The 21891-nt window shown below is 61.5% G+C and carries 20 protein-coding genes; 9 read left to right on the forward strand and 11 right to left on the reverse strand.

Going from position 1 to position 21891, the window contains the following annotated elements:
• Positions 1–238: 238 nt before the first annotated feature.
• Positions 239–1699, forward strand: a complete 1461-nt coding sequence (gene gabD, locus KHO23_RS16100; RefSeq protein ID WP_211612222.1) for an NADP-dependent succinate-semialdehyde dehydrogenase — start codon at positions 239–241, stop codon at positions 1697–1699.
• Between the two features lie 171 nt (positions 1700–1870).
• Here the strand turns inward: gabD and KHO23_RS16105 are convergent, their stop codons facing one another.
• The 4 genes from KHO23_RS16105 to mdlC all read right to left on the reverse strand — a co-directional run bounded on the left by KHO23_RS16105 (position 1871) and on the right by mdlC (position 7969).
• Positions 1871–3007, reverse strand: a complete 1137-nt coding sequence (locus KHO23_RS16105; RefSeq protein WP_211612223.1) for a porin — start codon at positions 3005–3007, stop codon at positions 1871–1873.
• Positions 3008–3217: 210 nt separating this feature from the next.
• Positions 3218–4636 (reverse strand): MFS transporter, encoded by a 1419-nt coding sequence (locus tag KHO23_RS16110; protein ID WP_211612224.1) that lies wholly within the window; start codon positions 4634–4636, stop codon positions 3218–3220.
• A gap of 208 nt (positions 4637–4844) precedes the next feature.
• Positions 4845–6296 (reverse strand): aldehyde dehydrogenase, encoded by a 1452-nt coding sequence (locus KHO23_RS16115; RefSeq protein ID WP_211612225.1) that lies wholly within the window; start codon positions 6294–6296, stop codon positions 4845–4847.
• A gap of 53 nt (positions 6297–6349) precedes the next feature.
• A complete protein-coding gene (mdlC, locus tag KHO23_RS16120) occupies positions 6350–7969 on the reverse strand; it encodes a benzoylformate decarboxylase (protein ID WP_211612226.1) in 1620 nt (539 codons plus the stop codon).
• Positions 7970–8055: 86 nt separating this feature from the next.
• Here mdlC and KHO23_RS16125 point away from each other — a divergent pair, with 86 nt between their 5' ends.
• Positions 8056–8964 carry a LysR family transcriptional regulator gene (locus KHO23_RS16125; protein WP_211612227.1) on the forward strand — a complete coding sequence of 303 codons (909 nt, stop codon included), beginning with the start codon at positions 8056–8058 and terminating at the stop codon, positions 8962–8964.
• Positions 8965–9125: 161 nt separating this feature from the next.
• Here the strand turns inward: KHO23_RS16125 and KHO23_RS16130 are convergent, their stop codons facing one another.
• Complete coding sequence (locus tag KHO23_RS16130; RefSeq protein WP_211612436.1) at positions 9126–9452, reverse strand: DUF4148 domain-containing protein; 327 nt, start codon at positions 9450–9452, stop codon at positions 9126–9128.
• A 148-nt stretch (positions 9453–9600) separates the two neighbouring features.
• On the reverse strand, positions 9601–10641 hold the full coding sequence (locus KHO23_RS16135; protein WP_236066876.1) for a GlxA family transcriptional regulator: 1041 nt from the start codon (positions 10639–10641) through the stop codon (positions 9601–9603).
• A 351-nt stretch (positions 10642–10992) separates the two neighbouring features.
• Between KHO23_RS16135 and KHO23_RS16140 the strand changes: the two genes are divergently transcribed.
• The 5 genes from KHO23_RS16140 (at position 10993) to KHO23_RS16160 (ending at position 15548) form a co-directional block, all read left to right on the forward strand.
• On the forward strand, positions 10993–11946 hold the full coding sequence (locus KHO23_RS16140) for a choline ABC transporter substrate-binding protein (protein WP_211612228.1): 954 nt from the start codon (positions 10993–10995) through the stop codon (positions 11944–11946).
• 72 nt (positions 11947–12018) lie between these two features.
• Positions 12019–12948 carry a BKACE family enzyme gene (locus KHO23_RS16145; RefSeq protein ID WP_211612229.1) on the forward strand — a complete coding sequence of 310 codons (930 nt, stop codon included), beginning with the start codon at positions 12019–12021 and terminating at the stop codon, positions 12946–12948.
• A gap of 77 nt (positions 12949–13025) precedes the next feature.
• Complete coding sequence (locus KHO23_RS16150) at positions 13026–13991, forward strand: L-carnitine dehydrogenase (RefSeq protein WP_120294443.1); 966 nt, start codon at positions 13026–13028, stop codon at positions 13989–13991.
• A 98-nt stretch (positions 13992–14089) separates the two neighbouring features.
• Entirely contained in the window at positions 14090–14590 is a 501-nt protein-coding gene (locus KHO23_RS16155) for a thioesterase family protein (protein WP_211612230.1), read from the forward strand.
• A 10-nt stretch (positions 14591–14600) separates the two neighbouring features.
• Complete coding sequence (locus KHO23_RS16160; protein ID WP_211612231.1) at positions 14601–15548, forward strand: alpha/beta hydrolase; 948 nt, start codon at positions 14601–14603, stop codon at positions 15546–15548.
• 9 nt (positions 15549–15557) lie between these two features.
• Here KHO23_RS16160 and KHO23_RS16165 read toward each other — a convergent pair whose 3' ends face one another.
• Both KHO23_RS16165 and KHO23_RS16170 read right to left on the reverse strand, forming a co-directional pair.
• Positions 15558–16400, reverse strand: coding sequence for an alpha/beta hydrolase (locus KHO23_RS16165; RefSeq protein ID WP_211612232.1), 843 nt, complete (start codon positions 16398–16400; stop codon positions 15558–15560).
• Positions 16401–16621: 221 nt separating this feature from the next.
• Positions 16622–17398, reverse strand: coding sequence for an NAD(P)H-dependent oxidoreductase (locus KHO23_RS16170; protein WP_211612233.1), 777 nt, complete (start codon positions 17396–17398; stop codon positions 16622–16624).
• A 70-nt stretch (positions 17399–17468) separates the two neighbouring features.
• Between KHO23_RS16170 and KHO23_RS16175 the strand changes: the two genes are divergently transcribed.
• A complete protein-coding gene (locus tag KHO23_RS16175; RefSeq protein WP_211612234.1) occupies positions 17469–18383 on the forward strand; it encodes a LysR family transcriptional regulator in 915 nt (304 codons plus the stop codon).
• A 21-nt stretch (positions 18384–18404) separates the two neighbouring features.
• On the opposite strand, the gene KHO23_RS16180 is transcribed toward KHO23_RS16175, so the two are convergent.
• On the reverse strand, positions 18405–19409 hold the full coding sequence (locus KHO23_RS16180; RefSeq protein WP_211612235.1) for an aldo/keto reductase: 1005 nt from the start codon (positions 19407–19409) through the stop codon (positions 18405–18407).
• A gap of 62 nt (positions 19410–19471) precedes the next feature.
• A complete protein-coding gene (locus KHO23_RS16185) occupies positions 19472–19816 on the reverse strand; it encodes a carboxymuconolactone decarboxylase family protein (protein ID WP_211612236.1) in 345 nt (114 codons plus the stop codon).
• Positions 19817–19969: 153 nt separating this feature from the next.
• Here KHO23_RS16185 and KHO23_RS16190 point away from each other — a divergent pair, with 153 nt between their 5' ends.
• A complete protein-coding gene (locus KHO23_RS16190) occupies positions 19970–20887 on the forward strand; it encodes a LysR family transcriptional regulator (protein ID WP_211612237.1) in 918 nt (305 codons plus the stop codon).
• Positions 20888–20930: 43 nt separating this feature from the next.
• Here KHO23_RS16190 and KHO23_RS16195 read toward each other — a convergent pair whose 3' ends face one another.
• Entirely contained in the window at positions 20931–21800 is an 870-nt protein-coding gene (locus KHO23_RS16195; protein ID WP_211612238.1) for an aldo/keto reductase family oxidoreductase, read from the reverse strand.
• Positions 21801–21891 lie beyond the last annotated feature (91 nt).

Here is a 21891-nt window from a genome sequence, read left to right on the forward strand (position 1 = left end):
ATGCGCGCAAAATGCTCCCTGCCTCTGACACTTGCTACCTTGAGCACCTGTTCGCCGCTTGACTTCCAATACGGTTGCTTTTCTTTGCGGCAGGCAAAGAAAAGTAGGTGCCGCCCCGCACAGGGGCGACGCTAATAGACCAATAAGAAAACAAGGAAAGGCCAACGCCAAAGGCACACAGCCAACAAGCGCCGCGCAGGCAAAACCCCTACATTTAAAAACCAGGAGCAAACCCAAAATGCCGACGCCGATCCTAAAAGACCCCTCCTTACTAAAAACAAAAGCCTACATAGCAGGCGAATGGCAATCCGCCGACGACACCTCAACATTCGAAGTAAAAAACCCAGCCACAGGCGAGACAATCGCCACAGTGCCCCGCATGGGCACAACCGAAACCCGCCGTGCAATCGACACAGCCAACGCCGCATGGCCAGCATGGCGAGCCACCACTGCCAAACACCGCGCCACGATCCTGCGAAAATGGCATGACCTGATGCTGGAAAACGCCGACGATCTGGCCAAAATCCTGACCACAGAACAAGGCAAACCCCTAGCCGAAGCCAAAGGCGAAATCCTGTATGCCGCCTCGTTCCTGGAATGGTTCGCGGAAGAAGGCAAACGCGTCAACGGCGACACCATCCCCACGCCGGCAGGCGACAAACGCATCGTCGTGACGAAAGAGCCGATCGGTGTCTGCGCGGCCATCACGCCGTGGAATTTCCCGGCGGCCATGATCACGCGTAAAGTCGGCCCGGCACTCGCAGCAGGCTGCCCGATCATCGTCAAACCGGCCGAAGCCACGCCGCTCTCGGCGCTCGCCCTCGCCGTGCTGGCCGAACGCGCCGGTGTGCCGCGCGGCGTCTTCAACGTCGTCACCGGCGAGCCGAAAGCGATCGGCGCGGAAATGACCGGCAATCCGATCGTGCGCAAACTGTCCTTCACCGGCTCGACGCCGGTAGGCCGTCTGCTGATGGCGCAGTGCGCACCGACGGTCAAAAAAGTGTCGCTCGAACTCGGCGGCAACGCGCCGTTCATCGTCTTCGAAGACGCGGATCTGGATGCGGCCGTCGCCGGTGCCATCGCATCGAAATATCGCAATAGCGGCCAGACCTGCGTCTGCACGAACCGCTTCTACGTACACGATAAAGTCTACGACGCATTCGCCGAAAAACTGCGCGTCGCCGTCGAACAACTCAAGGTCGGCCGCGGCACCGAAGATGGTGTCACCCAAGGTCCGCTGATCAACGAAGCCGCCGTGCTCAAGGTCGAATCGCATATCGAAGACGCCCTCGCCAAAGGTGCGCGCATCGTTACCGGCGGCAAGCGCCATGCGCTCGGTCACGGCTTCTTCGAGCCGACCGTGCTCGCGGATGTCACGCCCGCCATGAAGGTCGCGCGCGACGAAACCTTCGGGCCGCTCGCGCCGCTGTTCCGCTTCTCGTCAGACGAAGAAGTGATCCGCCTCGCCAACGATACGGAATTCGGCCTCGCCTCGTACTTCTATAGCCGCGATATCGGCCGCGTCTGGCGTGTCGCGGAAGCGCTCGAATACGGCATGGTGGGTATCAACACCGGGCTGATTTCCAACGAAGTCGCGCCGTTCGGCGGCGTCAAGCAATCCGGTCTCGGCCGCGAAGGCTCGCACTACGGTATCGACGATTACGTCGTCATCAAGTACATGTGCGTCGGCGGTATCTAAGCAAAAAAGGCCACGTCGGAATGTCCGGCGTGGCCTTTTTGTCTTGAGCATGAACGAAACGACTGGTACTTAACTTGCGCTATAGCATGCAGCACGTCGCCCAGAACACGTGACGAATGCCGAATATCCGCCCCACGTCTGCCGCAGGTCTGCCCCAGATTACTGCATCGCTCAGAACGAATGGCGAATACCCGCCATCACACCGAGTTGCCCGATGCCCGGCGCCGGTGTCGTACCCCCGCCGCCCTGGCTCACCGTATAAGCGGCATGCGGACTGTTGAACAGATACGCGCCTTGCAGATAAACCGCGGAACGCTTCGATAACAGATACGTGGTGCGTAGCGCGGCGATTGTGCCGCGGGTGTCGTCAGCACGATTGATGATGCGGTACACGCCGCCGTCGAAGATGAACGCAGGCGTCACGTTATAGGACGCGGTCACGTAGTACAGATTCGAGCGCACGTCCGGCAACGCCGGGGACACCGTTTCGACGTGACGACCCAGCCACCCCGCCCCGAGTTTCACCGGCCCGATGTGTCCGTAGCCGTTCAACTGCATCCGCACGTCCTTGTCGCCAGGTTGGGTCAGCGCAAAAGGCGCCGTGCCATCGAACATATTCGCGGCCGCGCCCGGGCCACCGCGTTGTTCGTCGTAGGCGCCCGCCACGCCGTAGCCGTTCATGTCATAGCGCAGCATCGCCGACCATTCGCGGCAACTCTGCGAACTGCCCGGAATCGACCCAACACAGGTGCCCTGCCCCGGCGAATTGCCCGTACCGGCTGAATCGCGGCCGAATGAATACGTCGCGCCGAACGTGACGCCCGAGAACGTGCCCTTGTAGGCAATCGTGTTGTCGCTGCGCGCGCTCGGCATGTACTGATCGAACGACCCCGTACCGCCGTATATATCAGGGCCGAGCAAATCGGAATCGAGTATCGCCCAGTACGTCATCGTGTACTGGCGGCCGAATGTCAACGTCCCATAGGGGCTCTCGAACCCTACATAGGCTTGTCGCCCAAACAACCGGCCACCTTGATTGAGCGTGCCGCCCTTGGTGTTAAAGCCGCTTTCCAGCACAAATACCGCGGACAGCCCACCACCCAGGCCTTCCTTGCCGCGAATCCCCCAACGCGACGGAAATTCACCCGTAATGCCCGGCATGCGCACAACGCGATCACCTGCCGCGTTTGCATGCGTCACCAGTTCGATGCCGGTATCGATGATCCCGTACAACGTTACGCTGCTCTGCGCAAATGACGAAGCGCTGAGTCCGAGCAACATGCCGCCCAAAGCGAGTTTGATTTTCATTATCTCTGTGTCTCCATGACCTGTGCTTTGTGTGAGCGCACACCAATCTACATGCAACTCAAACGCGGCATTTTTATGTAGTGATACTAATGACAGGCGTGACGATGCGGACCGCTGTTCAAGCCGCCCCGCACACTCACAATTGACTGCTTCAGATAGCGGCGATCAACGTCTCGCGCCCAATCGCCGTGATTCAGGACATGGCGCCCCTCAAACACTCGGCTTCGGAATATGACGCTTGACCACCATCAGCGCGACCATCACGACCAGCATCGCGATCCCGAGCATCCACAGATACGACGATGCGCCGCCGGCCGTAATCACCACCGCGCCCGCGAATGCGCTGGCAATCGCGCCAAGCCGGCCGAACGCAAGCGCCGATGCGGTGCCGGTTGCACGCACACGGGTCGGATAGACGTAAGCGCACAGCGCAAACATCGTCGACTGGACCGCGTTGACGAACAGGCCGTGCACGCCGAGACCGAAGATCAGCAAGCCAGTGTGCTCGGAGATGTTCACGCCGAGCAGCAGCAATGCGCTCGCGGCACCACCCGCGCTGCAGAGAATCAACGGCCAGCGCGAACCCGTGCGAGCAATCACCACGGCGCACAGCAACGCGCCGACCACGCCCCCGAGGTTGTATGCGGTGAGCCCCGCACCCGCCACCGACACCGACAAACCCTGCGTGCTCAGCATGGTCGGCAGCCAGCTGAACGCGCTATAGACGGCCAGCAGGCATAGGCAGAACGCGCACCAGATCGCCACCGTATCGAGCGCCAGGCCCTCGCGGAACAACGCGGTAAAGCCCGTATGTTTTTCAACGGCCTGTTCGCGCGAGTCGGTGAATACGCAGCCGCTCGCCACCGGACGCGACATCCGGCCAAGCAGGCGTTTGAGTTCGGGCCAGCGCTGCGGCCGACGAGCGAGAAAGCGCGGCGACTCGGGCAACGTGAACAGCAGCAACACGCCGAGCACGAGAGGCATCACGCCGCCGATCATGAACAAGCCGCGCCATCCGTACGTCGGCAGAATTTCATGCGCGAACAGCCCCGCCACCATGCCGCCAAGCGGCACGCAGACGATCGTCGCGGTGACCGCCAAGGTGCGGCGGCGAGCCGGTGTGAATTCGGCGGTCATGGTCGTCGAACTCGGCAACGCGCCACCGATGCCGAGACCGGCGATAAAACGCAGCACGGCAATCGTCACGATGTCGGGCGCGAAGCAGATGCCGCAGGTGGCGGCGCCGAACACCAGCACGCTGCCGATCACCGCCCAGCGGCGGCCGAAGCGATCGGCCAGCAGCCCGGCACACGCACTGCCGATGCCCATGCCGATCAAACCGGCCGCGACCACCGGCGCAAAAGCCGCGCGCGTGACGCCCCATTCCTTGATCAACACTGGAATCGCGAAACCGATCAACTGGCTGTCGAAACCGTCCAGAACGATCGACAACGCCGCGAGAAACACCACAAGCTTCTGCATGGTGGTGTAAGGGCCTTCGTCGAGCGTGCGGCCGATGTCGACTGTGTGACGTCCCTCATCGATTCCTGCCTGATGGCCGGCGAGCGGCGCACCGGTCGCACCGGTTGCCACGTTGGCCGGGCCGGCCGGTGGTACATAACTGGTCATGAAGCTGTCTCCTGGTTTGTGTGCGCGATCTGAGCGCCGCGCTTTCTGTGTCACGCTTTTGAGTTCAGTATGTGAGCGAGCGACCGCCTACTGACATTGCCGTTTCGCGCAAAAGCCATGACATGTAGGCATGGCTTGAACGACGCGCGTATCGCCGCCATGAATCAACGTGCAGCGATATGCAGCGAACGGAACGACACTCGCCCCTTCAGAACGGATAATGACGCGGCGTGGTTTGCACGGTAATCCAGCGCAAATCCGTGAATTCAGCGATTCCCGCCTGACCGCCGAAGCGTCCAAAGCCGCTGCCCTTCACGCCGCCGAACGGCATTTGCGCTTCGTCGTGAACGGTCGGCCCGTTGACGTGACAGATGCCCGATTCGATACGCCTTGCAACATTCATCCCGCGCGCCACGTCGCGGCTGAACACCGCCGACGAAAGCCCATACTCGTTGTCGTTCGCGCAGTCGACGGCTTCCTCTTCGTCGTTGACGCGCACAATGCCCTTCACGGGACCGAACGATTCTTCGCCGTAGATCCGCATGGCGGGTGTCACATGGTCAAGCAGCGTGGCGGGCATCAAGGTGCTGTCCGCTTTTCCGCCGCAGACGAGCGTGGCGCCTTTGGCGAGCGCGTCGTCAATCAGCGCGTTGCAGCGTTCCACCGTGGCCATATCGACGACCGACCCCAACACCACAGGCCCTTTGCGCGGATCGCCGAGCGGCAAGCCGCGCGCTTTCTGCGCGAGCCTGGCAACGAACGCGTCGGCGATACGCTGATCGACGATGATCCGTTCCGTCGACATGCAAATCTGCCCCGAGTTAGCGAACGCGCCGAATGCAGCAGCATTGACGGCCGCATCGAGATCCGCATCGTCGAGCACGATCAACGGCGCCTTGCCGCCGAGTTCCAGCACCGACGGCTTCAGATAGCGCGCGCACGTGGCCGCGATGATCTTGCCCACGTGCGTGGAGCCGGTGAAATTGACACGCCGGACTTTCGGATGCGCGATCAGTGCCTCGACCACCGCGCCTGCATCGGCCGGTGCGTTGGTGACGAAGTTCACCACGCCCTTCGGCAAGCCCGCTTCCTGCAAGACTTCGATAATCAGGCCGTGCGTGCCGGGGCAAACTTCCGAACCCTTCAGCACGACCGTGTTTCCGCATGCGAGCGGTAACGCAATCGCACGCACCGCGAGAATCACCGGCGCATTCCATGGCGCGATGCCGAGCACGACGCCGGCCGGCTGACGCACGCCCATCGCGAGACTGCCGGGCACGTCGGACGGAATCAGCTCGCCGCCGATCTGCGTCGTGAGCGCTGCCGCCTCCATCAAACCACCGGCGGCGAGATGCACATTGAACCCCGCCCACATTGCCGATGCGCCTGTCTCCGCCGCCATCACCGCCGCGAACTCGGCGCTACGCGCTTCCAACGCATGTGCTGCTTTCATCAACAGCGCGCGGCGCTCGCTCGGCCCCAGCGCGGACCATGCCGGAAACGCCGCTGCCGCGGCATCGGCGGCAGCGACCGCGTCGGCGACCGTCGCCGCGGGGGCACGCGTCGCGACTTCGCCATCGAGCGGATTGCGGCGTTCGAAGGTGGCGCCATTGCTCGCTTGCACTGCCGCGCCATTGATCAGCATCGAAATACTCTGCATCGGGTTGTCTCCTGCGGAAAATTTATGAATGCGGGCGTGGCGCTCGCTTGAGGTCAAGCCACGATAACTTCGACGAGCATCGGTCCGGACGACGCTAACGCATCGCGCAGTACGTCATGCAAGCGTTCAGCATCGGTCACGCGCGTGCCGGGGCAACCCATCCCCGCAGCAAGCGCCACGAAGTCGAGTCCCGGCAGATCGGTGCCCTGCACAGGATCGCCCGGACCAAAGCCGAATTCCGGTGCAAAATCCTGCAATGCGGCATAGCGTGAATTGTTCAGGATGACGAATGTGATCGGCAACTTCATCTGCACGGCGCTATAGATGGCCTGGATCGAGTACATGCTGGAGCCGTCGCCGATCAGGCCGATCACGCGCGTGCCGGGCTTCGCCAACGCCACGCCGACAGCAGCCGGCATGCCATAACCGAGGCCGCCGCTATCCATCGTGTAGAAAGTGCCGCTGCGCGTGAACGGCAGGTAGTTCTGCATCACCGGCCGTGAACTCGGTGCTTCCTCGACCACGATGTCGTCCGCATGGCGCACCTCGGCGAGGGTCTGCAACGCGAACGCCACCGACATCGATGGCGACGGTTCCGCGCGCGGACGTGCCGCGCGTGGCGCGGGCAAGGGACGGGATTTCGGCGCGGGCCGCGACAACAGATCGACTACGCCGAGGCGAATATTGCCGACCACCGCGGTCCCCACCGGCGCCCACGCAGCGATAGCCGGGTCGTCGATCAACTGGCACAGCGTTGCGCCGGCAGGCAGATGCGGGCCGTGCCCTTCGACGTGATACGTAAAGGCCGGCGCGCCGATCACAAAGATCAGGTCATGCCCGCCGAGCAGTTCGACGATCTTCTCGCGCATGGCCGGCAAGAATCCGGCGAACAGGCGATGGTCTTCCGGGAACGCGCAGCGGCCTGTCATCGGCGCGACGAACACGCGGGCGTTGTGGCGTTCGGCGAGATTGACGACTTCGTCCCAGGCGCCGGCCCGGTCGACCGCGCCGCCCACCACGAAAGCCGGCCGTTCGCACGCATCAAGTGCAGCGCCGATCTGCTCCAGCACGAACGGCTCCGGCCGCATCTCCGTGCTAACTACGCGTGCCGGCACCGGCTCCGCAGCGCGGTCCCAATCGTCGACGGGAATCGACACCAGCACCGGCCCGCGCGGCTCCTGCATCGCCACGTGATAGGCGCGCGCGATTGCGAGCGGCACGTCTTCGGCGCGCGCCGGTTCGATGCTCCATTTGACGTATGGCTTCGGCAATTCGGTAGCCTGGGTCGACGCGAGGAAAGGGTCGAACGGCAGAATCGAGCGGGCCTGCTGGCCGGCGGTGATTACGATCGGCGTGCGGTTACGGAAGGCGGTGAAGATATTGCCCATTGCATTGCCCACGCCCGCGGCCGAATGCAGATTGACGAATGACGCGTTGCGGGTGGCCTGCGCATAACCGTCGGCCATGCCAACCACCACTGCTTCCTGCAGACCTAGCACGTAACGGAAATCTTGCGGGAAATCGCGAAACAAGGGCAATTCCGTCGAGCCCGGGTTGGCGAACACCGAGGTCATGCCGAGGCGACGCATGAGATCGATGACGGCGTGGCGCACGGTGAACGATGCGTGTTGAGAGGATCCCAATGTGTCTGAGCGGGGCGCGTTGCTGGTCATCCATGTCTCCTGTCGATGGACACATTATCGGAAGCTCGAGGTTGATTGAAAATTGCCTTTTTTGAGAAAAGGCATTACTTTTGCGCATGACTTTCAATCTTCAACAATTGCATGCGTTCGCAACCATCGTCGCGAGCGGCAGCCTGGGCCGTGCCGCCGAAGTGCTGCACGTCACGCAGCCCGCGCTGAGCCGCACCATCAAGCGGCTCGAGGATCAGGTCGGCGCACCGCTGTTCGAACGGCACTCGAAGGGTATGCAGCTTACTGCGATCGGCAGTGCGCTGCTGCCGCACGCCACCCTGCTGCAACGCGAAGCCGATCACGCGCGCGAGGAGATCGACGCGATGCGCGGCCTCGCGAAAGGGACGATTCGCGTCGGCGCGGTGGCGAGTATCGCAACACTCGTGCTGCCGCTCGCGGTGAGTGGCGTGCTCGCGCGCTGGCCGAATCTGCGTGTGGAGATCATGGAGGGGGTGTGGGACCGGCTTGCGGATAGTCTGATGAAACACGAGATCGATCTCGCGCTCAGCATGGCAGTGCCCGACACGGACGAGATCGCCGCGATTGCCGATTGCAGGTGGGAAGACACGAGCTATGTGGTCGCCGCGCTCGATCATCCGCTGCGAAACAAAACGGATTTAACGCTTGTCGACACGCTCGATCAGCAATGGTGTGTGCCCCCGCGCGGGACGGGTCCGTTCGAGCATATGCAGCACGTATTTGCCGAGCACGGGCTCGGCATGCCGCAGATTGCCGTCGAGACGCGCTCAATTACAGTGCTGAAAAGCCTGGTGACGCGTGCGGGATTTCTGAGCTGGATGGCTACGCCCATGTACGACACCGAAAGCGCGGCCGGCGTGTTCGATACGCTGCCGATTCCGGGTTTGGTCGGGCGCCGCACGTTGACGGCGTTTCGGCGCCGCCAGGGGATTTTGCCGAGTCCGGCGGTGAAGCTGCTGGAGCAACTCAGGCAGCTAACCGCCGTCAACGAATAAAAGCGCCGGTTGCCCCGTCCGGTGTTCAATCGTATAGCGGCCCTGCTTTCACTTCGAAGTGAAAGCAGGGCCGCTCTACAACGATACGAACGATGCGAATCAGGCGGGCGCGAGACTTCGACTCACCAACTCACCAACTCACGCCGCTACCTCGTTGCCTATTAGTGACCGAAGTTCGCAACCGGAGCCGAATAGGAGCTCGGCGTCGTTTCGGTGCGGCTGCCTGCTTGCGAAGAACCGTTCGTCGCCGTGCCATAACCGCTGGCTTGAGCGGCGCCGTTTTGTGCAGCCACACGCGCTTCGGCTGCCTGAATGTTTGACGGGTAGTCGTCGGCGTTCGAGATCGACGGGTTGTAGCCGGCCTTTTCCAGTTGCACAAGCTCAGCGCGCACCTGGGCGCGGGTCACCGGCTGGTTGGATTGAGCAAAAGCAGCGAGCGGCGCAGTGATGAGAGCAGCGATAGCAACAGCTTCGATCAGGGATTTCATGACGACTACCTCCAGAGATTGTTTTTTGCCGTGCTGCAAACCTGTTTGTTTGCAGCCAGTGATGACAGTCTAGGAGTCAGGCGATATAGGGTAAACCCCTAATTAACGAATTCACTGTTGCTAGAAACGGCCCAATCGTCGTGAAAGTTTATTGGAAGCTCGGCGATGGAGCCAATGCCCGCGTTACCTCGCCCTCGCCTCCGCCCTCGTCCTCGCTCGACGACACCCCCGCATCGCCATTTCTGCCGCCCGTCACCTGCCGGTCGCTTCTCGGACTCACGCCGAACCGCGCGCGATACGTCCGCGAAAAATGCGAAGGCGACTCGAATCCGCAGGCGACGCAAATCGACGTGATCGACATGTCGGTCTGTTGCAGCAACTCGCGCGCACGGGTGAGGCGCAGTTGCAGATAGAAATGCGTCGGCGTGTCCTTCAGCGACGCGCAGAACAGCCGCTCCAGTTGCCGCCGCGTCACGCTGATTTCACTGGCGAGTTGGTCGGGTGTGAGCGGCTCTTCCATATGCTGCTCCATCGCGCCGATCACCTGAATCAGCTTGCGGTTATGCACGCCGTACCGCGCCGCGATTTCCATACGCTGATGGTCCGAACGCTGCCGGATCCGGCTCACCACAAACTGTTCCGATACCGCCGAGGCCAACGCCGCGCCGTGCTTGCGGCCGATCAGGTCGAGCATCATGTCGATCGACGCCGTGCCGCCCGCACACGTGATGCGTCGCGCGCCGATTTCGAATAGTTCCTGGCTTGCGTTCAGCGAGCCATAGCGCTCGCGAAACGCCGACAATGCTTCCCAATGGACAGTCACGCTATCCGACGCGCTGAGGAGCCCGGCTTCCGCGAGGATGAAGCTGCCCGTATCGATGCCGCCGAGCGTCGCGCCGGCGCGCTCGAGCCGCTTCAGGCAGTCGCCGAGCACGCGCGTATAGCAGGCGAGCGGCTCGAAGCCCGCGACGACGAACACAGTCTGCGCCTCACGGACATCGGCGATGGCTGCCTCCGCGTTGATCGAAATGCCGTTGCTCGCCGCGACCGGCGCGCCGTCGAGACTGAGAATGCGCCAACGGTAGAGGTCGCCGCGAAAGCGGTTCGCCACGCGCAACGGCTCGACCGCCGACATGAAGCCGATCGCCGAAAAGCCCGGCAGCAGCAGGAACGACATATCTTCGGGCATCTGGCACTGACTCGATCAGGAACACAAACCGCAAGCGGACGCGGGATTCCGGGCGAGCGTAGCAAGCAGCGCGCAAGCCGGCAAGGCGCACCAAAATTCGCCGCGCATATCAATGCTGCACTGCAATGCGAACGATGCTGGTTTTCCCTCGTTGTCGCGTGGAAGCAAGAACGGGTCGCTGACGGTCGCTTTGGAAGGAATATGGGGCATTAACGTTGCGTCATTCGTTACGTCATTCGTGCAGTTCAGGCATCACTCAAGCCGTATCGCGCATGTCCGGGAACCGCTCTGCCAGTTCAGCCGCGGCCCGGTTCAAAACACGCTGTTCAACGTGTCCGAAGGGGGAACGTCATGAAGTTACGCGTCAAATCCTTGTTTGCCCACCTTGCCTGTCTGACGGCCGTCGTGGCTGCATCGCCGGTGTTTGCACAGGATCCCGCCGCCTGCCGCGCGGTGCATTTTGCCGACATTGGCTGGACAGACATCACCTCGACCACGGCGCTCGCCTCGACCGTATTCGAGGGACTCGGCTATCAGCCGGTGACGACCGTGGCCTCGGTGCCGATTTCGTTCGCCGGCCTGAAGAGCAAACAACTCGACGTGTCGCTTGGTTACTGGTGGCCCGTGCAAGAGAAGGCGATTGCACCGTTCGTCGATTCGAAATCGATCCAGGTGCTGCAACCGCCTAACCTGACCGGTGCCAAAGCGACCTTCGCCGTGCCGGGTTACGAATATGACGCAGGCCTCAAGACATTCGCCGACATCGCCAAACATCGCGATGAGCTCGACGGCAAGATCTATGGCATCGAACCGGGCAGCAGCGCGAATGCGGCGATTCAGAAAATGATCGCCAACAATCAGTTTGGCCTCGGCGGTTTCAAGCTGATCGAATCGAGTGAAGCGGGCATGCTGGTTTCGGTGGATCGCGCCATTCGCGCGAAAAAATGGGTGGTATTTCTCGGCTGGGAACCGCATCCGATGAATATCCAGATCGATATGAAATACCTCACCGGCAGCGAGGGCGTATTCGGCCCGAACGACGGCGAGGCACGCGTTTATACGCTGACGTCCCCCGATTTTCTGACGCGTTGCCCGAACGCGGGCAAGCTCGTGAGCAATCTGCGCTTCTCGACGCAACTGGAGAACGTGGTGATGCAATCGGTGATGAACAAGGAGAAGCCCGCCGATGCCGCCAAAGCGTATCTGAAGAAAAACCCGCAAGTACTGGATGCGTGGCTCGCAGGCGTGAAAACCTATGACGGTAAGGACGGCTTGCCCGCGGTGAAAGCCTATCTTGGGCTTTGATGCGGTTGACCTAAACGCGGTCCGCTTTGCATCCATTCAGTTGCGCATTTCAATCCACAGGAACTAGCACGCATGAATCATGAAGTCATCGTGACCTGCGCGGTCACCGGCGCGGGCGATACGGTCGGCAGGCATCCGGCCATTCCCGTCACGCCCAAGCAGATCGCCGAAGCCGCTATCGAAGCCGCGAAAGCCGGCGCCACCGTGGCGCATTGCCATGTACGCGACCCGAAGACCGGCCGAGGCAGCCGCGATCCGCAGTTGTATCGCGAGGTCGTCGACCGGATCCGCTCCTCAGGCACCGACGTCATCATCAATCTGACGGCGGGCATGGGCGGCGATCTCGAGATCGGCGCCGGCGAAGACCCGATGCGCTTCGGCGCGGGAACGGACCTCGTCGGCGGTTTGACGCGGCTCGCGCACGTCGAGGAACTGCTGCCGGAAATCTGCACGCTCGATTGCGGCACGCTCAATTTCGGCGACGGCGACTACATCTATGTGTCGACGCCCGCGCAATTGCGCGCCGGCGCGCAGCGTATCCAGGAACTCGGCGTGAAGCCGGAACTGGAGATCTTCGATACCGGCCATCTATGGTTCGCGAAGCAATTGCTCGCGGAAGGCCTGCTCGACGCACCACCGCTGTTTCAGATCTGCCTCGGCATTCCATGGGGTGCGCCGGCCGATACCACGACGATGAAAGCGATGGCCGACAACTTGCCGCCCGGCGCGCAATGGGCCGGATTCGGCATCGGCCGCATGCAGATGCCGATGGTCGCGCAGGCGATGCTGCTCGGCGGCCACGTGCGTGTCGGCCTCGAAGACAACATCTGGCTCGACAAAGGTGTGCATGCAACGAACGGCACGCTGGTGCAACGCGCGGTCGAGATCATCGAACGGCTCGGCGGGCGGGCGCTGACGCCCGCCGAAGGTCGCCGCAAACTCGGTTTGCCCGCGCGTGGCGAGCGGCAGTTAGAGCGGCGCGCGGCTGGACAGTACGCTTAACTATTTGGTGTATCCGATGCGCTTGATAACGCGCGCTTCGGAACCTGAGAACTCATCGGCAAAAGGAAACATCAGCAATGGCAGTGATCGTCGATATCAAAACATTTGCGGCAATCGGCGTGGGCGTGATCGGCAGCGGCTGGATAGCGCGCGCGCTCGCGCATGGGCTCGACGTCGTCGCGTGGGACCCCGCTCCCGGCGCGGAAAAACAGTTGCGCGAGAACATCGCGAATGCGTGGCCGGCTTTGGAGCGCGTCGGTCTCGCCGAGGGCGCCTCTCCCGACAGATTACGTTTCGTCGATACGATCGAAGCCTGTGTCGAACACGCGGATTTCATTCAGGAGAGCGCGCCCGAACGCGAAGAATTGAAGCTCGCCTTGCATGAACAGATCAGTCGTGCGGCGAAAGCGGATGCGATCATCGCTTCGTCCACTTCCGGCCTGCTGCCGAGCGATTTCTACGCACGGGCGGTGAATCCGCAGCGTTGCATCGTCGGGCATCCGTTCAATCCGGTGTATCTGCTGCCGCTCGTCGAAGTGCTCGGCGGTGAACGCACCGCACCGGCAACCATCGACGCCGCGATGCAGATTTATCGTTCGCTGTCGATGCGACCGCTTCTCGTGCGCAAGGAAGTACCCGGTTTTATCGCCGACCGATTGCTCGAAGCGTTGTGGCGCGAGGCGCTGCATCTGGTCAACGAAGGCGTGGCAACCACGGGCGAAATCGACGACGCCATCCGCTTTGGCGCCGGCATCCGCTGGTCGTTCATGGGCACGTTCCTGACGTACACGCTGGCGGGCGGCGATGCGGGAATGCGGCACTTCATGCAACAGTTTGGACCGGCTTTGGAGCTGCCGTGGACTAAACTGGTAGCACCGCAGCTTACTGACGAACTGATCGATCGCGTGGTGGACGGAACGTCTGAACAGGTCGGACCGCGCTCGATCAAACAGCTTGAACGCTATCGGGACGATTGCATTACGAGTGTGCTGGCGGCGATTGGAGAAGCCAAGGCGCGGCACGGCCTGCTTCCCACTGAGTGAGTGATGCGGCTACGTGCCGACAGACGCACTGCGGCGTGAGTCCAGTGCGTCCCCGCAGCGGCCGGTGCGGCCCAAACTGACCAAGGAGACAATTGCATATGCCGGACCCCGCTTCGCTGCCCTGCTATCGCGATACCGTGCGTGCCGAGTGGGTCGACTACAACGGCCACTTGCGCGACGCGTTCTACATGCTGATTTTTAGCTTTGCGACCGACGCGTTGATTGACGAAATCGGGTTGCCTGATCCGGTGCGCAAAGAACGTGGCCGCTCGATCTATACGCTCGAAGCGCATATCAACTACCTGCATGAAATCAAGGAAGGCGCTTCGGTTCGCGTCGATATGCGCGTGCTTGGGCATGACGCGAAGCGGCTGCATCTTTACCTCGAGATGTTTGCCGATGATGGCGTCGAACCGGTTGCAGCGGGCGAACAGATGCTGCTGCACGTCGATACCAGCGGCCCGCGCGCTGTTGCCTTCGATCTCGATGTCGCGACGCGCGTTCGAGCATTGGCGGACGCGCATGCCGTGTTGCCGGCGGCCGGCTTCGCGGGCCGCGTGATCGGATTGCCGCGCAAGGCGCCGCGTAGTGAAGGTTAAGGGAGCGAGCATGCTTGAACCGGAGATCGCCGCATTCATCGAACGGACCGCTGCCATCTATGCGGGGCATTCGACTGCATTGCCGCCGAGCGAGCAGCGCGCGATTTACGAGCGCTATGCAGCTGCACTTACGCCGCCTTTACCGCCCGATGTGATAACCGAAGACGCTGTATTCGGGGCAAGCGCCGGGCATCCGATCAAGTTGCGGTTGTATCGGAATCGTAGAAAGCCAAACGGGACAACCGGTGGCGCCGTCCTGTACTTTCATGGTGGCGGATTCGTACTCGGCTCATTAGAGAGCCATCAGATCGTGACGGCGCGTATTGCCGCGGATACCGGCCTCGATGTGATTGCGGTCGATTACCGGCTTGCGCCTGAACACCGCGCGCCGGCCGCTCATGACGATTGTCTGGAGGTCACGCTCGCGGCATTGGAAGGCCGGCTGCCGTTTGATCGGCTAGCGGACAACGCGTTGCAATTGGCGGGCGACAGTGCCGGCGCCAATCTCGCTGCCAGCGTTGCGATGCGGTTGCGCGACGACGGCGTTCAGGGCGTACACGGACTTGTGCTGGTTTATCCGATGCTCGGTACCGAGCCACAAATGCCCGCGCGCGAAAGCGAAGCGCACGCGCCAATGCTGACGCTTGCCGATGTCCTTGCGTTTCGCGATCTGTATTGGGGCAAACGCGAGGACGAAGACGCGCGCTATCCTGCGTGGACGATTCCGCTCGAGGCTACGCGCTTCGACGGACTCCCGCCCACACTTGCCATCGGTGTTGAACACGATCCGCTACGGGACGACGCGAGAGTGTTTGCCGAACGCGTCAATGCGGCCGGCGGACAAGCCCGGTTGTGGATTGGAACCGGGCTCGTGCATGGGTGCTGGCGTGCGCTCGAATCGAGTCCCGGTGTAAAGGCCTTGCATCGCACGGTCTGCGGGTTTCTAGACGCGAACTGAATTCACGTCTCACGTCTGCGCCGCGCCCCCACTTCGCTTGAACGAACTCGCAAAAAAGAGCACCTGGTATTGCACGGCATTCGCCCAATACTTCCACGTATGCCCGCCAGGACGCTCCGCATAATCGTGCGGCACGCCCAACTCGACAAGCCGGGCATGCAGCATCCGGTTCGACTGAACGAGCGAGTCATTCACCCCACAGTCGATCGTCAGCGCAATATGCGCGCTTGCCAGACTACGGGCGTTTTCAACAATCGCCTCGTTGTTCCAGAAGTCTGCGTGACGAGTCGGATCTCCGAACACCTGATCGATTCCCGGCTCATCCTCGCACCCGCGCGGATCGACTGCTCCGCTAATACTTCCCGCGGCGCCGAATTCGTCCGGCCGGTCCAGCGCGATATGCAACGCTCCGAACCCGCCCATACTCAAGCCGGTAATCGCACGCGCCTGGCGCGTCGCAATGGTGCGGAAATGCGTGTCGATATAGCCGACAACTTCTGTACCGACATAGGTTTCATAACGACTGTGCGAATCGACAGGGCTATCGATATACCAGCTCTCATGCCCACCGTCCGGCATGACGAGGATCACGTGATAGCGATCGGCGAGTTTGCCGATAGGTGAATTCGCGGTCCAGTCGGTGTAGTCGCCGCCTGAGCCGTGAAGCAAGTAGACGACGGGGTACCGATCGGCTGCTTTGCCGTGCGCATATTGATCAGGCAGCACCACAGTCGCCCCAAGCGACTTATGCATGGCCGCGCTGGGAATGGTGACGACCCTGGACTGAAACGCCCAGACCGGGTTCGTGAACAACAACGTCAGAATGAGCCAGAACGCACGATGCATTTTCATGGTTTGTCGCTCTCCCCTTTCTATGTGCCCGAAGGACACTGTCTGGCATCTGGCGGCAAAATTCTGACAACGACTCTAACAACGGCGACTTACAACCAAATTTCAACGAAGCATACGGTCCCGTCAGCTTGGCGCCGCTCCGCAGGGAGCCTGGAGCGGCCCAAACCGAACGTCGGTTCAACGGATATGCCCGGCATGCGAATGCAGGGAAGGCGATGCGTCTATTCAATATGTGCTGAAAAGCCGATCCGATCGGGCACAACCTCAGGCCGCAAGGTGAGCGCCGGGATGTCATACGCTCCAGCGTTCTGCCGGCGAAACGGGATCGGCGCAGTCGTCCACAGATCGTCGAGACGTTGTCCGAGCGTGTCGCAAACCTCCGAGTACCGTGCTTCGTCGACCCGGCTGGTCCGATGAATAACGAACGGTGGCAGCACGTCGAAACCGGGGTAATACAGAACGCCATGCTGAATCGGGAACAACACGTCGTCGATCGGGCCGTTGATACCGCGCGGGCCGTAATGAGACGCCCATCCCCCTGTTGTCACGATCAGCATTGCCCGCTTGCCTGCCATCGTGCCTTCCCCGTAACGGTCACCCCAACGCGCGTCGGAGTGCTCGCCTACGCCATACGCGAACCCATAGGCATAGACGCGCTCCACCCAGCCCTTCAGGATCGCCGGCATCGAGAACCACCACAGCGGAAACTGCAGAATCACGGCATCCGCCCACTTCAGCTTCTCCTGTTCAAGCGCGATGTCCGGACTTTGCCGACCGTCCGTGAAAGCACGCTTCGAGTCGAGAGAGGGGTCGAAACGCGCGCCGGCTTGCCTGTCCAGGTTGTCGTTTGCGTCGAGCGATGCTTTCCAGTTCATTGCGTACAGATCGGATACCTGCACGACGTGCCCGGCGTCTTGAAGACGCTTTACCGAAAAGTTCTTGAGAGACCCGTTCAACGACCGGGGTTCCGGGTGTGCATAGACGAGAAGAACATTCATGACCTGACCTCCATTGCGAGAAAGAAACACAATAGGTTTCCATCCGGTATATTGGAAATGAATTGCCAATATGTCAGGTATAGCCATGAATAATCTCAGAAGACTGGACCTCAACCTGCTGGTGACACTCGATGTTCTGCTGTCCGAACACAATGTGACCCGTGCCGCGGAACGTTTGAACTTCTCTCAACCCTCGGTGAGCGTGCATCTTGCCAAGCTGCGCGATGTCTTTGGCGACCCCTTGTTGCTGCCGGGGCCACGAGGTATGCGGCCCACCGCAAGGGCCGAAGAATTGCGCGAACCTTTGCGCCAGGCGCTCGATGCGCTTGAAAACGCGGTGGCGCCGGCCAGCCCGTTTAATCCGGCCGAAGCGAACCATACGTGGCGCGTGGCCGCTACCGACTATGCCGAATCGACGATCCTGCTGCCCACGCTCGCCGGTTTGCGCGCGGCGGCGCCCGGCACCCGGCTCGCAATCGTGGAAGCTGTGCCGCCACGCATCGCGAGGCAAGCGGAACGAGGCGACATCGATCTGGCCTTTCATACCAGCGAAGGCGCGCCGCCCGAGTTGCGCGGGCGCCTGCTTTTCAAGGAACGATATGTGCTGGCAGGCCGCGCGGATCATCCGCGCCTGAAGCGGCGGCCAACGCTTGCGCAGTTCTGCAAACTGGAGCACGTGATCGTTTCGCCGGATGGCGGCGGATTTAGCGGCGTCACAGACAACGCGCTGGCCGAGGTAGGTCTTACGCGCAGGGTTGTGCTCTCGGTTCCGCACTTCCTGTTCATGATGTCAGTTCTCGCGAACACCGACCTTGTAGCGATGCTGCCTGCGCGGCTGGTGCGTGGCAACAACGCGCTCAGGGTCGTCGAGGCGCCGGTTGAAGTGCCGGGCTACGAAATGACGATGCTCTGGCATGAACGCTCTCATCGCGACCCAGCGCATCAATGGCTGCGGGAATGCATCGTGGACTCGGTGGCGACGTGAAAACGCGTGCTCAGCGCGTGTTCAAATGACGCGCCGCCCTTCAACCGGGTATCCAGGATCGGTATAACCCAGCGTCGAAGCATGACCCGGCGCAACGAGGCTATCCACCAGTTTCTCGTCGTCCGGTCCGAGCTGCAATTTCAACGCATCGACGTAGCTGTCCCACTGCGCTTCGGTACGCGGTCCGGCAATGGTGCTGCTAACGAGCCGATTCTTGAGGACCCACGCCAGCGCGAATGCAATCGAAGTCGTGCCGCGCTCCGCCGCATGCCGGGCAATCGTCTGCGCGATCCTGAGCGACTCCGGCCGCCATTCGGTCTGCTGGATTCGCTTATCGCCGCGACCTGCGCGCGAATCGGCCGGGGGCGTTCCATCTACCGCATATTTGCCGCTGAGCACTCCGCGTGCGAGCGGGCTATACGAGACGACACCCAGACCGTAGTGATGCGCCGCGGGCAATTGTTCGACTTCCGCCGTGCGGTCGACAATGTTGTAAAGCGGCTCGCTTGCAACCGGCCGGTCGATACCGATCTGATCGGCAAGACGCGCGATTTCGGCAATGCGCCAGCCCTTGAAGTTGGATACGCCAAAGTAGCGGATCTTCCCCTGGCGGATCAGATCGGCGATGGCGCGCACGCCCTCTTCCATCGGCGCATCGGTCAACGAGCGGTGAAAGTAGAGGATGTCGATGTAGTCGGTACCAAGCCGCTTCAGGCTTGCTTCGACAGACTGGATGATCCACTTGCGCGACTGGCCTTGTTCGTTCGGACCCTGTGAGGTCGGAAAACCGAACTTCGTGGCCACGACCCAGTTGTCCCGGCGTTCCGCGATGGCCCGCCCGACGATTTCTTCCGAACGGCCCGCGTGATAGACGTCAGCCGTGTCGATGAAATTGACACCCTGCTCGTAGGCTTTGTCGATGATCCGCTGCGAGCTCGCCTCGTCAGTCTCGCCGCCGAACATCATGGCGCCGAGACACAAAGGCGAAACCTTCAGGGCGCTGCGGCCGAGATACCGATAATCCATTATGTGTGCTCCGTTCAGGCTGCGCCTGAGATAAAAATGCTGAAAGACTCAAAACCGGCCGGTCAGGCGTCGCGGCTTTCGAACACTCGCCTCGCGATCGGCAGCGCTGTGCTGGCCGTCGGCCAGCCCGAGTAAAAAGCAAGATGAGTGATCAACTCGATCAATTCGTCACGGGACACACCGTTGTCCAGTGCCTTGCCGATGTGAAAGGGAAGTTCGTTGTTGCGGTAAAGGGCAACGAGGGTTGCGACGGTGATCAGACTACGGTCGCGCGGCGAGAGCCCCGGACGTGCCCACACGTCGCCGAACAGCACCTTATCGGTGTAGTCCGCGAGTGCGGGCGCCAAATCGCCAAATGCCTTGCGTGCAACGGTGGGTTCAGTGGGTTCGGTGGGTTCATTAGCCATGAAGTCATCTCCGGGTCAGATCCAGATCACGATCTGCCGGACGGACGCCGCGCGCCCATGCCGGCTCAATCGCCTACGACGCTCAATTTACTGGCTGCGCGGGCAGGTGACTAGACGGTAGAATCGGCAAACACCTATGAGTGAAATTCATGAATGGCACGCGAAAACCTGAACGATCTGCTTGCATTCCTCGCGGTCGCGCGCGAGCGCAGCTTTACCAAAGCCGCGGCAAAACTGGGCGTATCGCAGTCGGCACTGAGCCACACCATTCGCGGGCTGGAATCGAGGCTCGGCATCCGTCTGCTGACCCGGACAACGCGAAGCGTTGCGCCTACGCCTGCCGGCGAGCGACTGCTGGCCACCGTGGGACCGCGATTCGATGAGATCGACGAAGAAATCGCCGCATTGAGCGAGCTTCGGGACAAGCCCGCCGGCACCATCCGCGTGACGACCGACGAACACGCGGCGAACTCGATCCTTCAGCCGAAGCTGACACAACTTCTGTCCGAGTATCCGGACATCAAGGTCGAGGTTATCGTCGATTTTGGCTTGACCGATATCGTCGCGCAGCAATATGACGTTGGCGTGCGTCTCGGCGATCAGGTGGCGAAAGACATGATCGCGGTACGCATTGCGCCTGACATGCGCATGGCGGTCGTCGGCGCGCCCTCCTACTTCGCGAAACGCTCGCGGCCCAGGACACCTCAGGACCTGACCGATCACAATTGCATCAATCTTCGGCTTCCGACCCACGGTGGCCTCTATGCCTGGGAGTTCGAAAAGTCCGGTCACGAACTGAAAGTGCGCGTGGAAGGCCAGCTCGTGTTCAACGGAACAAACCAGATGCTCAACGCCGCGCTGGCCGGTTGCGGTCTTGCCTATGTTCCGGAGGATCTGGCGCGACCGTACATCGCCGACGGGCAGCTCAGGCAGGTTCTCAAAGACTGGAGCCCGACCTTTCCGGGCTACCACCTTTATTACCCGAGCCGCCGTCAATCATCACGAGCCCTGGCTGTACTGGTCGATGCGCTACGTTACCGGGCTAGCCCGTCCGCGCGAGCACATCGATAGCACCGGGCCGATGCGAATGCCATGCGCAATTGCCTATGCGCGATCACGCTGCACCAATCGCATCCAGTTCAGCGCGTACCTCATCGGTCAGGATCAAGCGTGAAGCCTGCATATTTTCACGCAGATGCCCAGGCGACGAGGTACCCGGAATGAGCAGGATGTTAGGCGCGCGATGCAGGAGCCAGGCGAGCGCCACCTGCATCGGCGTCGCACCGATCGCTTGCGCGACCGTGGACAGCGCTGACGACTGGATCGGCGTGAATCCGCCAAGCGGGAAGAACGGAACATAAGCGATCCCCTTCTGCGCAAGTTCATCGACCAGCGCATCGTCTTCCCGGTGAACCAGGTTGTAATGATTCTGTACGCAGACGATCTCCGCGATACTCTGTGCCTCGGCGATCTGGGTCGCGGTCACGTTGCTCAAACCGACATGGCGAACCAGGCCGCGCTGTTGAAGTTCGGCAAGCGCCGCGACCTGCTTTTCAATCGACCCTTCGGCAGGAGCATGCACACTGCCCATGATCCGCATATTGACGACGTCGAGCGCGTCGACCCCAAGATTGCGCAGGTTGTCGTGAACGCCGCGCTCGATATCTTCGGGCTCGAGCGCCGGCAGCCACGAACCGTCGTTGCCGCGTACGGCACCGACTTTGGTGACGATGACGAGATCATCCGCATAAGGATGCAGTGCTTCGCGAATCAACTGGTTGGTGATGTGGGGCCCGTAAAAGTCGCTCGTATCTATGTGATTGACACCCGACGCCACCGCTTCGCGCAGTACGGCGATCGCTGCGTCACGATCTTTCGGCGGCCCGAATACGCCGGGCCCGGCCAGTTGCATGGCGCCATAGCCCATGCGTCGCACAGGGTGGCCAGCCAGCGAAAATGTGTCCACGGGGGTGAAGTTCGACATAGCGCTCTCCTTGATGTGAGGGGTTGAGCGGCAGTATGACGGGGATTGCATTGTTCGATAATCCGGCCTAGATTGCACGGGTTGTTAAACA

This window comes from Paraburkholderia haematera, from assembly GCF_905220975.1.
Lineage (GTDB): Bacteria > Pseudomonadota > Gammaproteobacteria > Burkholderiales > Burkholderiaceae > Paraburkholderia > Paraburkholderia haematera.

Bases quoted from the DNA above. Each gene is read 5' to 3' on its own strand.
- gabD (WP_211612222.1), top strand. From the start codon at position 239: ATGCCGACGCCGATCCTAAAAGACCCCTCCTTACTAAAAACAAAAGCC.
- KHO23_RS16105 (WP_211612223.1), bottom strand. From the start codon at position 3,007: ATGAAAATCAAACTCGCTTTGGGCGGCATGTTGCTCGGACTCAGCGCT.
- KHO23_RS16110 (WP_211612224.1), bottom strand. From the start codon at position 4,636: ATGACCAGTTATGTACCACCGGCCGGCCCGGCCAACGTGGCAACCGGT.
- KHO23_RS16115 (WP_211612225.1), bottom strand. From the start codon at position 6,296: ATGCAGAGTATTTCGATGCTGATCAATGGCGCGGCAGTGCAAGCGAGC.
- mdlC (WP_211612226.1), bottom strand. From the start codon at position 7,969: ATGACCAGCAACGCGCCCCGCTCAGACACATTGGGATCCTCTCAACAC.
- KHO23_RS16125 (WP_211612227.1), top strand. From the start codon at position 8,056: ATGACTTTCAATCTTCAACAATTGCATGCGTTCGCAACCATCGTCGCG.
- KHO23_RS16130 (WP_211612436.1), bottom strand. From the start codon at position 9,452: ATGAAATCCCTGATCGAAGCTGTTGCTATCGCTGCTCTCATCACTGCG.
- KHO23_RS16135 (WP_236066876.1), bottom strand. From the start codon at position 10,641: ATGCCCGAAGATATGTCGTTCCTGCTGCTGCCGGGCTTTTCGGCGATC.
- KHO23_RS16140 (WP_211612228.1), top strand. From the start codon at position 10,993: ATGAAGTTACGCGTCAAATCCTTGTTTGCCCACCTTGCCTGTCTGACG.
- KHO23_RS16145 (WP_211612229.1), top strand. From the start codon at position 12,019: ATGAATCATGAAGTCATCGTGACCTGCGCGGTCACCGGCGCGGGCGAT.
- KHO23_RS16150 (WP_120294443.1), top strand. From the start codon at position 13,026: ATGGCAGTGATCGTCGATATCAAAACATTTGCGGCAATCGGCGTGGGC.
- KHO23_RS16155 (WP_211612230.1), top strand. From the start codon at position 14,090: ATGCCGGACCCCGCTTCGCTGCCCTGCTATCGCGATACCGTGCGTGCC.
- KHO23_RS16160 (WP_211612231.1), top strand. From the start codon at position 14,601: ATGCTTGAACCGGAGATCGCCGCATTCATCGAACGGACCGCTGCCATC.
- KHO23_RS16165 (WP_211612232.1), bottom strand. From the start codon at position 16,400: ATGAAAATGCATCGTGCGTTCTGGCTCATTCTGACGTTGTTGTTCACG.
- KHO23_RS16170 (WP_211612233.1), bottom strand. From the start codon at position 17,398: ATGAATGTTCTTCTCGTCTATGCACACCCGGAACCCCGGTCGTTGAAC.
- KHO23_RS16175 (WP_211612234.1), top strand. From the start codon at position 17,469: ATGTCAGGTATAGCCATGAATAATCTCAGAAGACTGGACCTCAACCTG.
- KHO23_RS16180 (WP_211612235.1), bottom strand. From the start codon at position 19,409: ATGGATTATCGGTATCTCGGCCGCAGCGCCCTGAAGGTTTCGCCTTTG.
- KHO23_RS16185 (WP_211612236.1), bottom strand. From the start codon at position 19,816: ATGGCTAATGAACCCACCGAACCCACTGAACCCACCGTTGCACGCAAG.
- KHO23_RS16190 (WP_211612237.1), top strand. From the start codon at position 19,970: ATGGCACGCGAAAACCTGAACGATCTGCTTGCATTCCTCGCGGTCGCG.
- KHO23_RS16195 (WP_211612238.1), bottom strand. From the start codon at position 21,800: ATGTCGAACTTCACCCCCGTGGACACATTTTCGCTGGCTGGCCACCCT.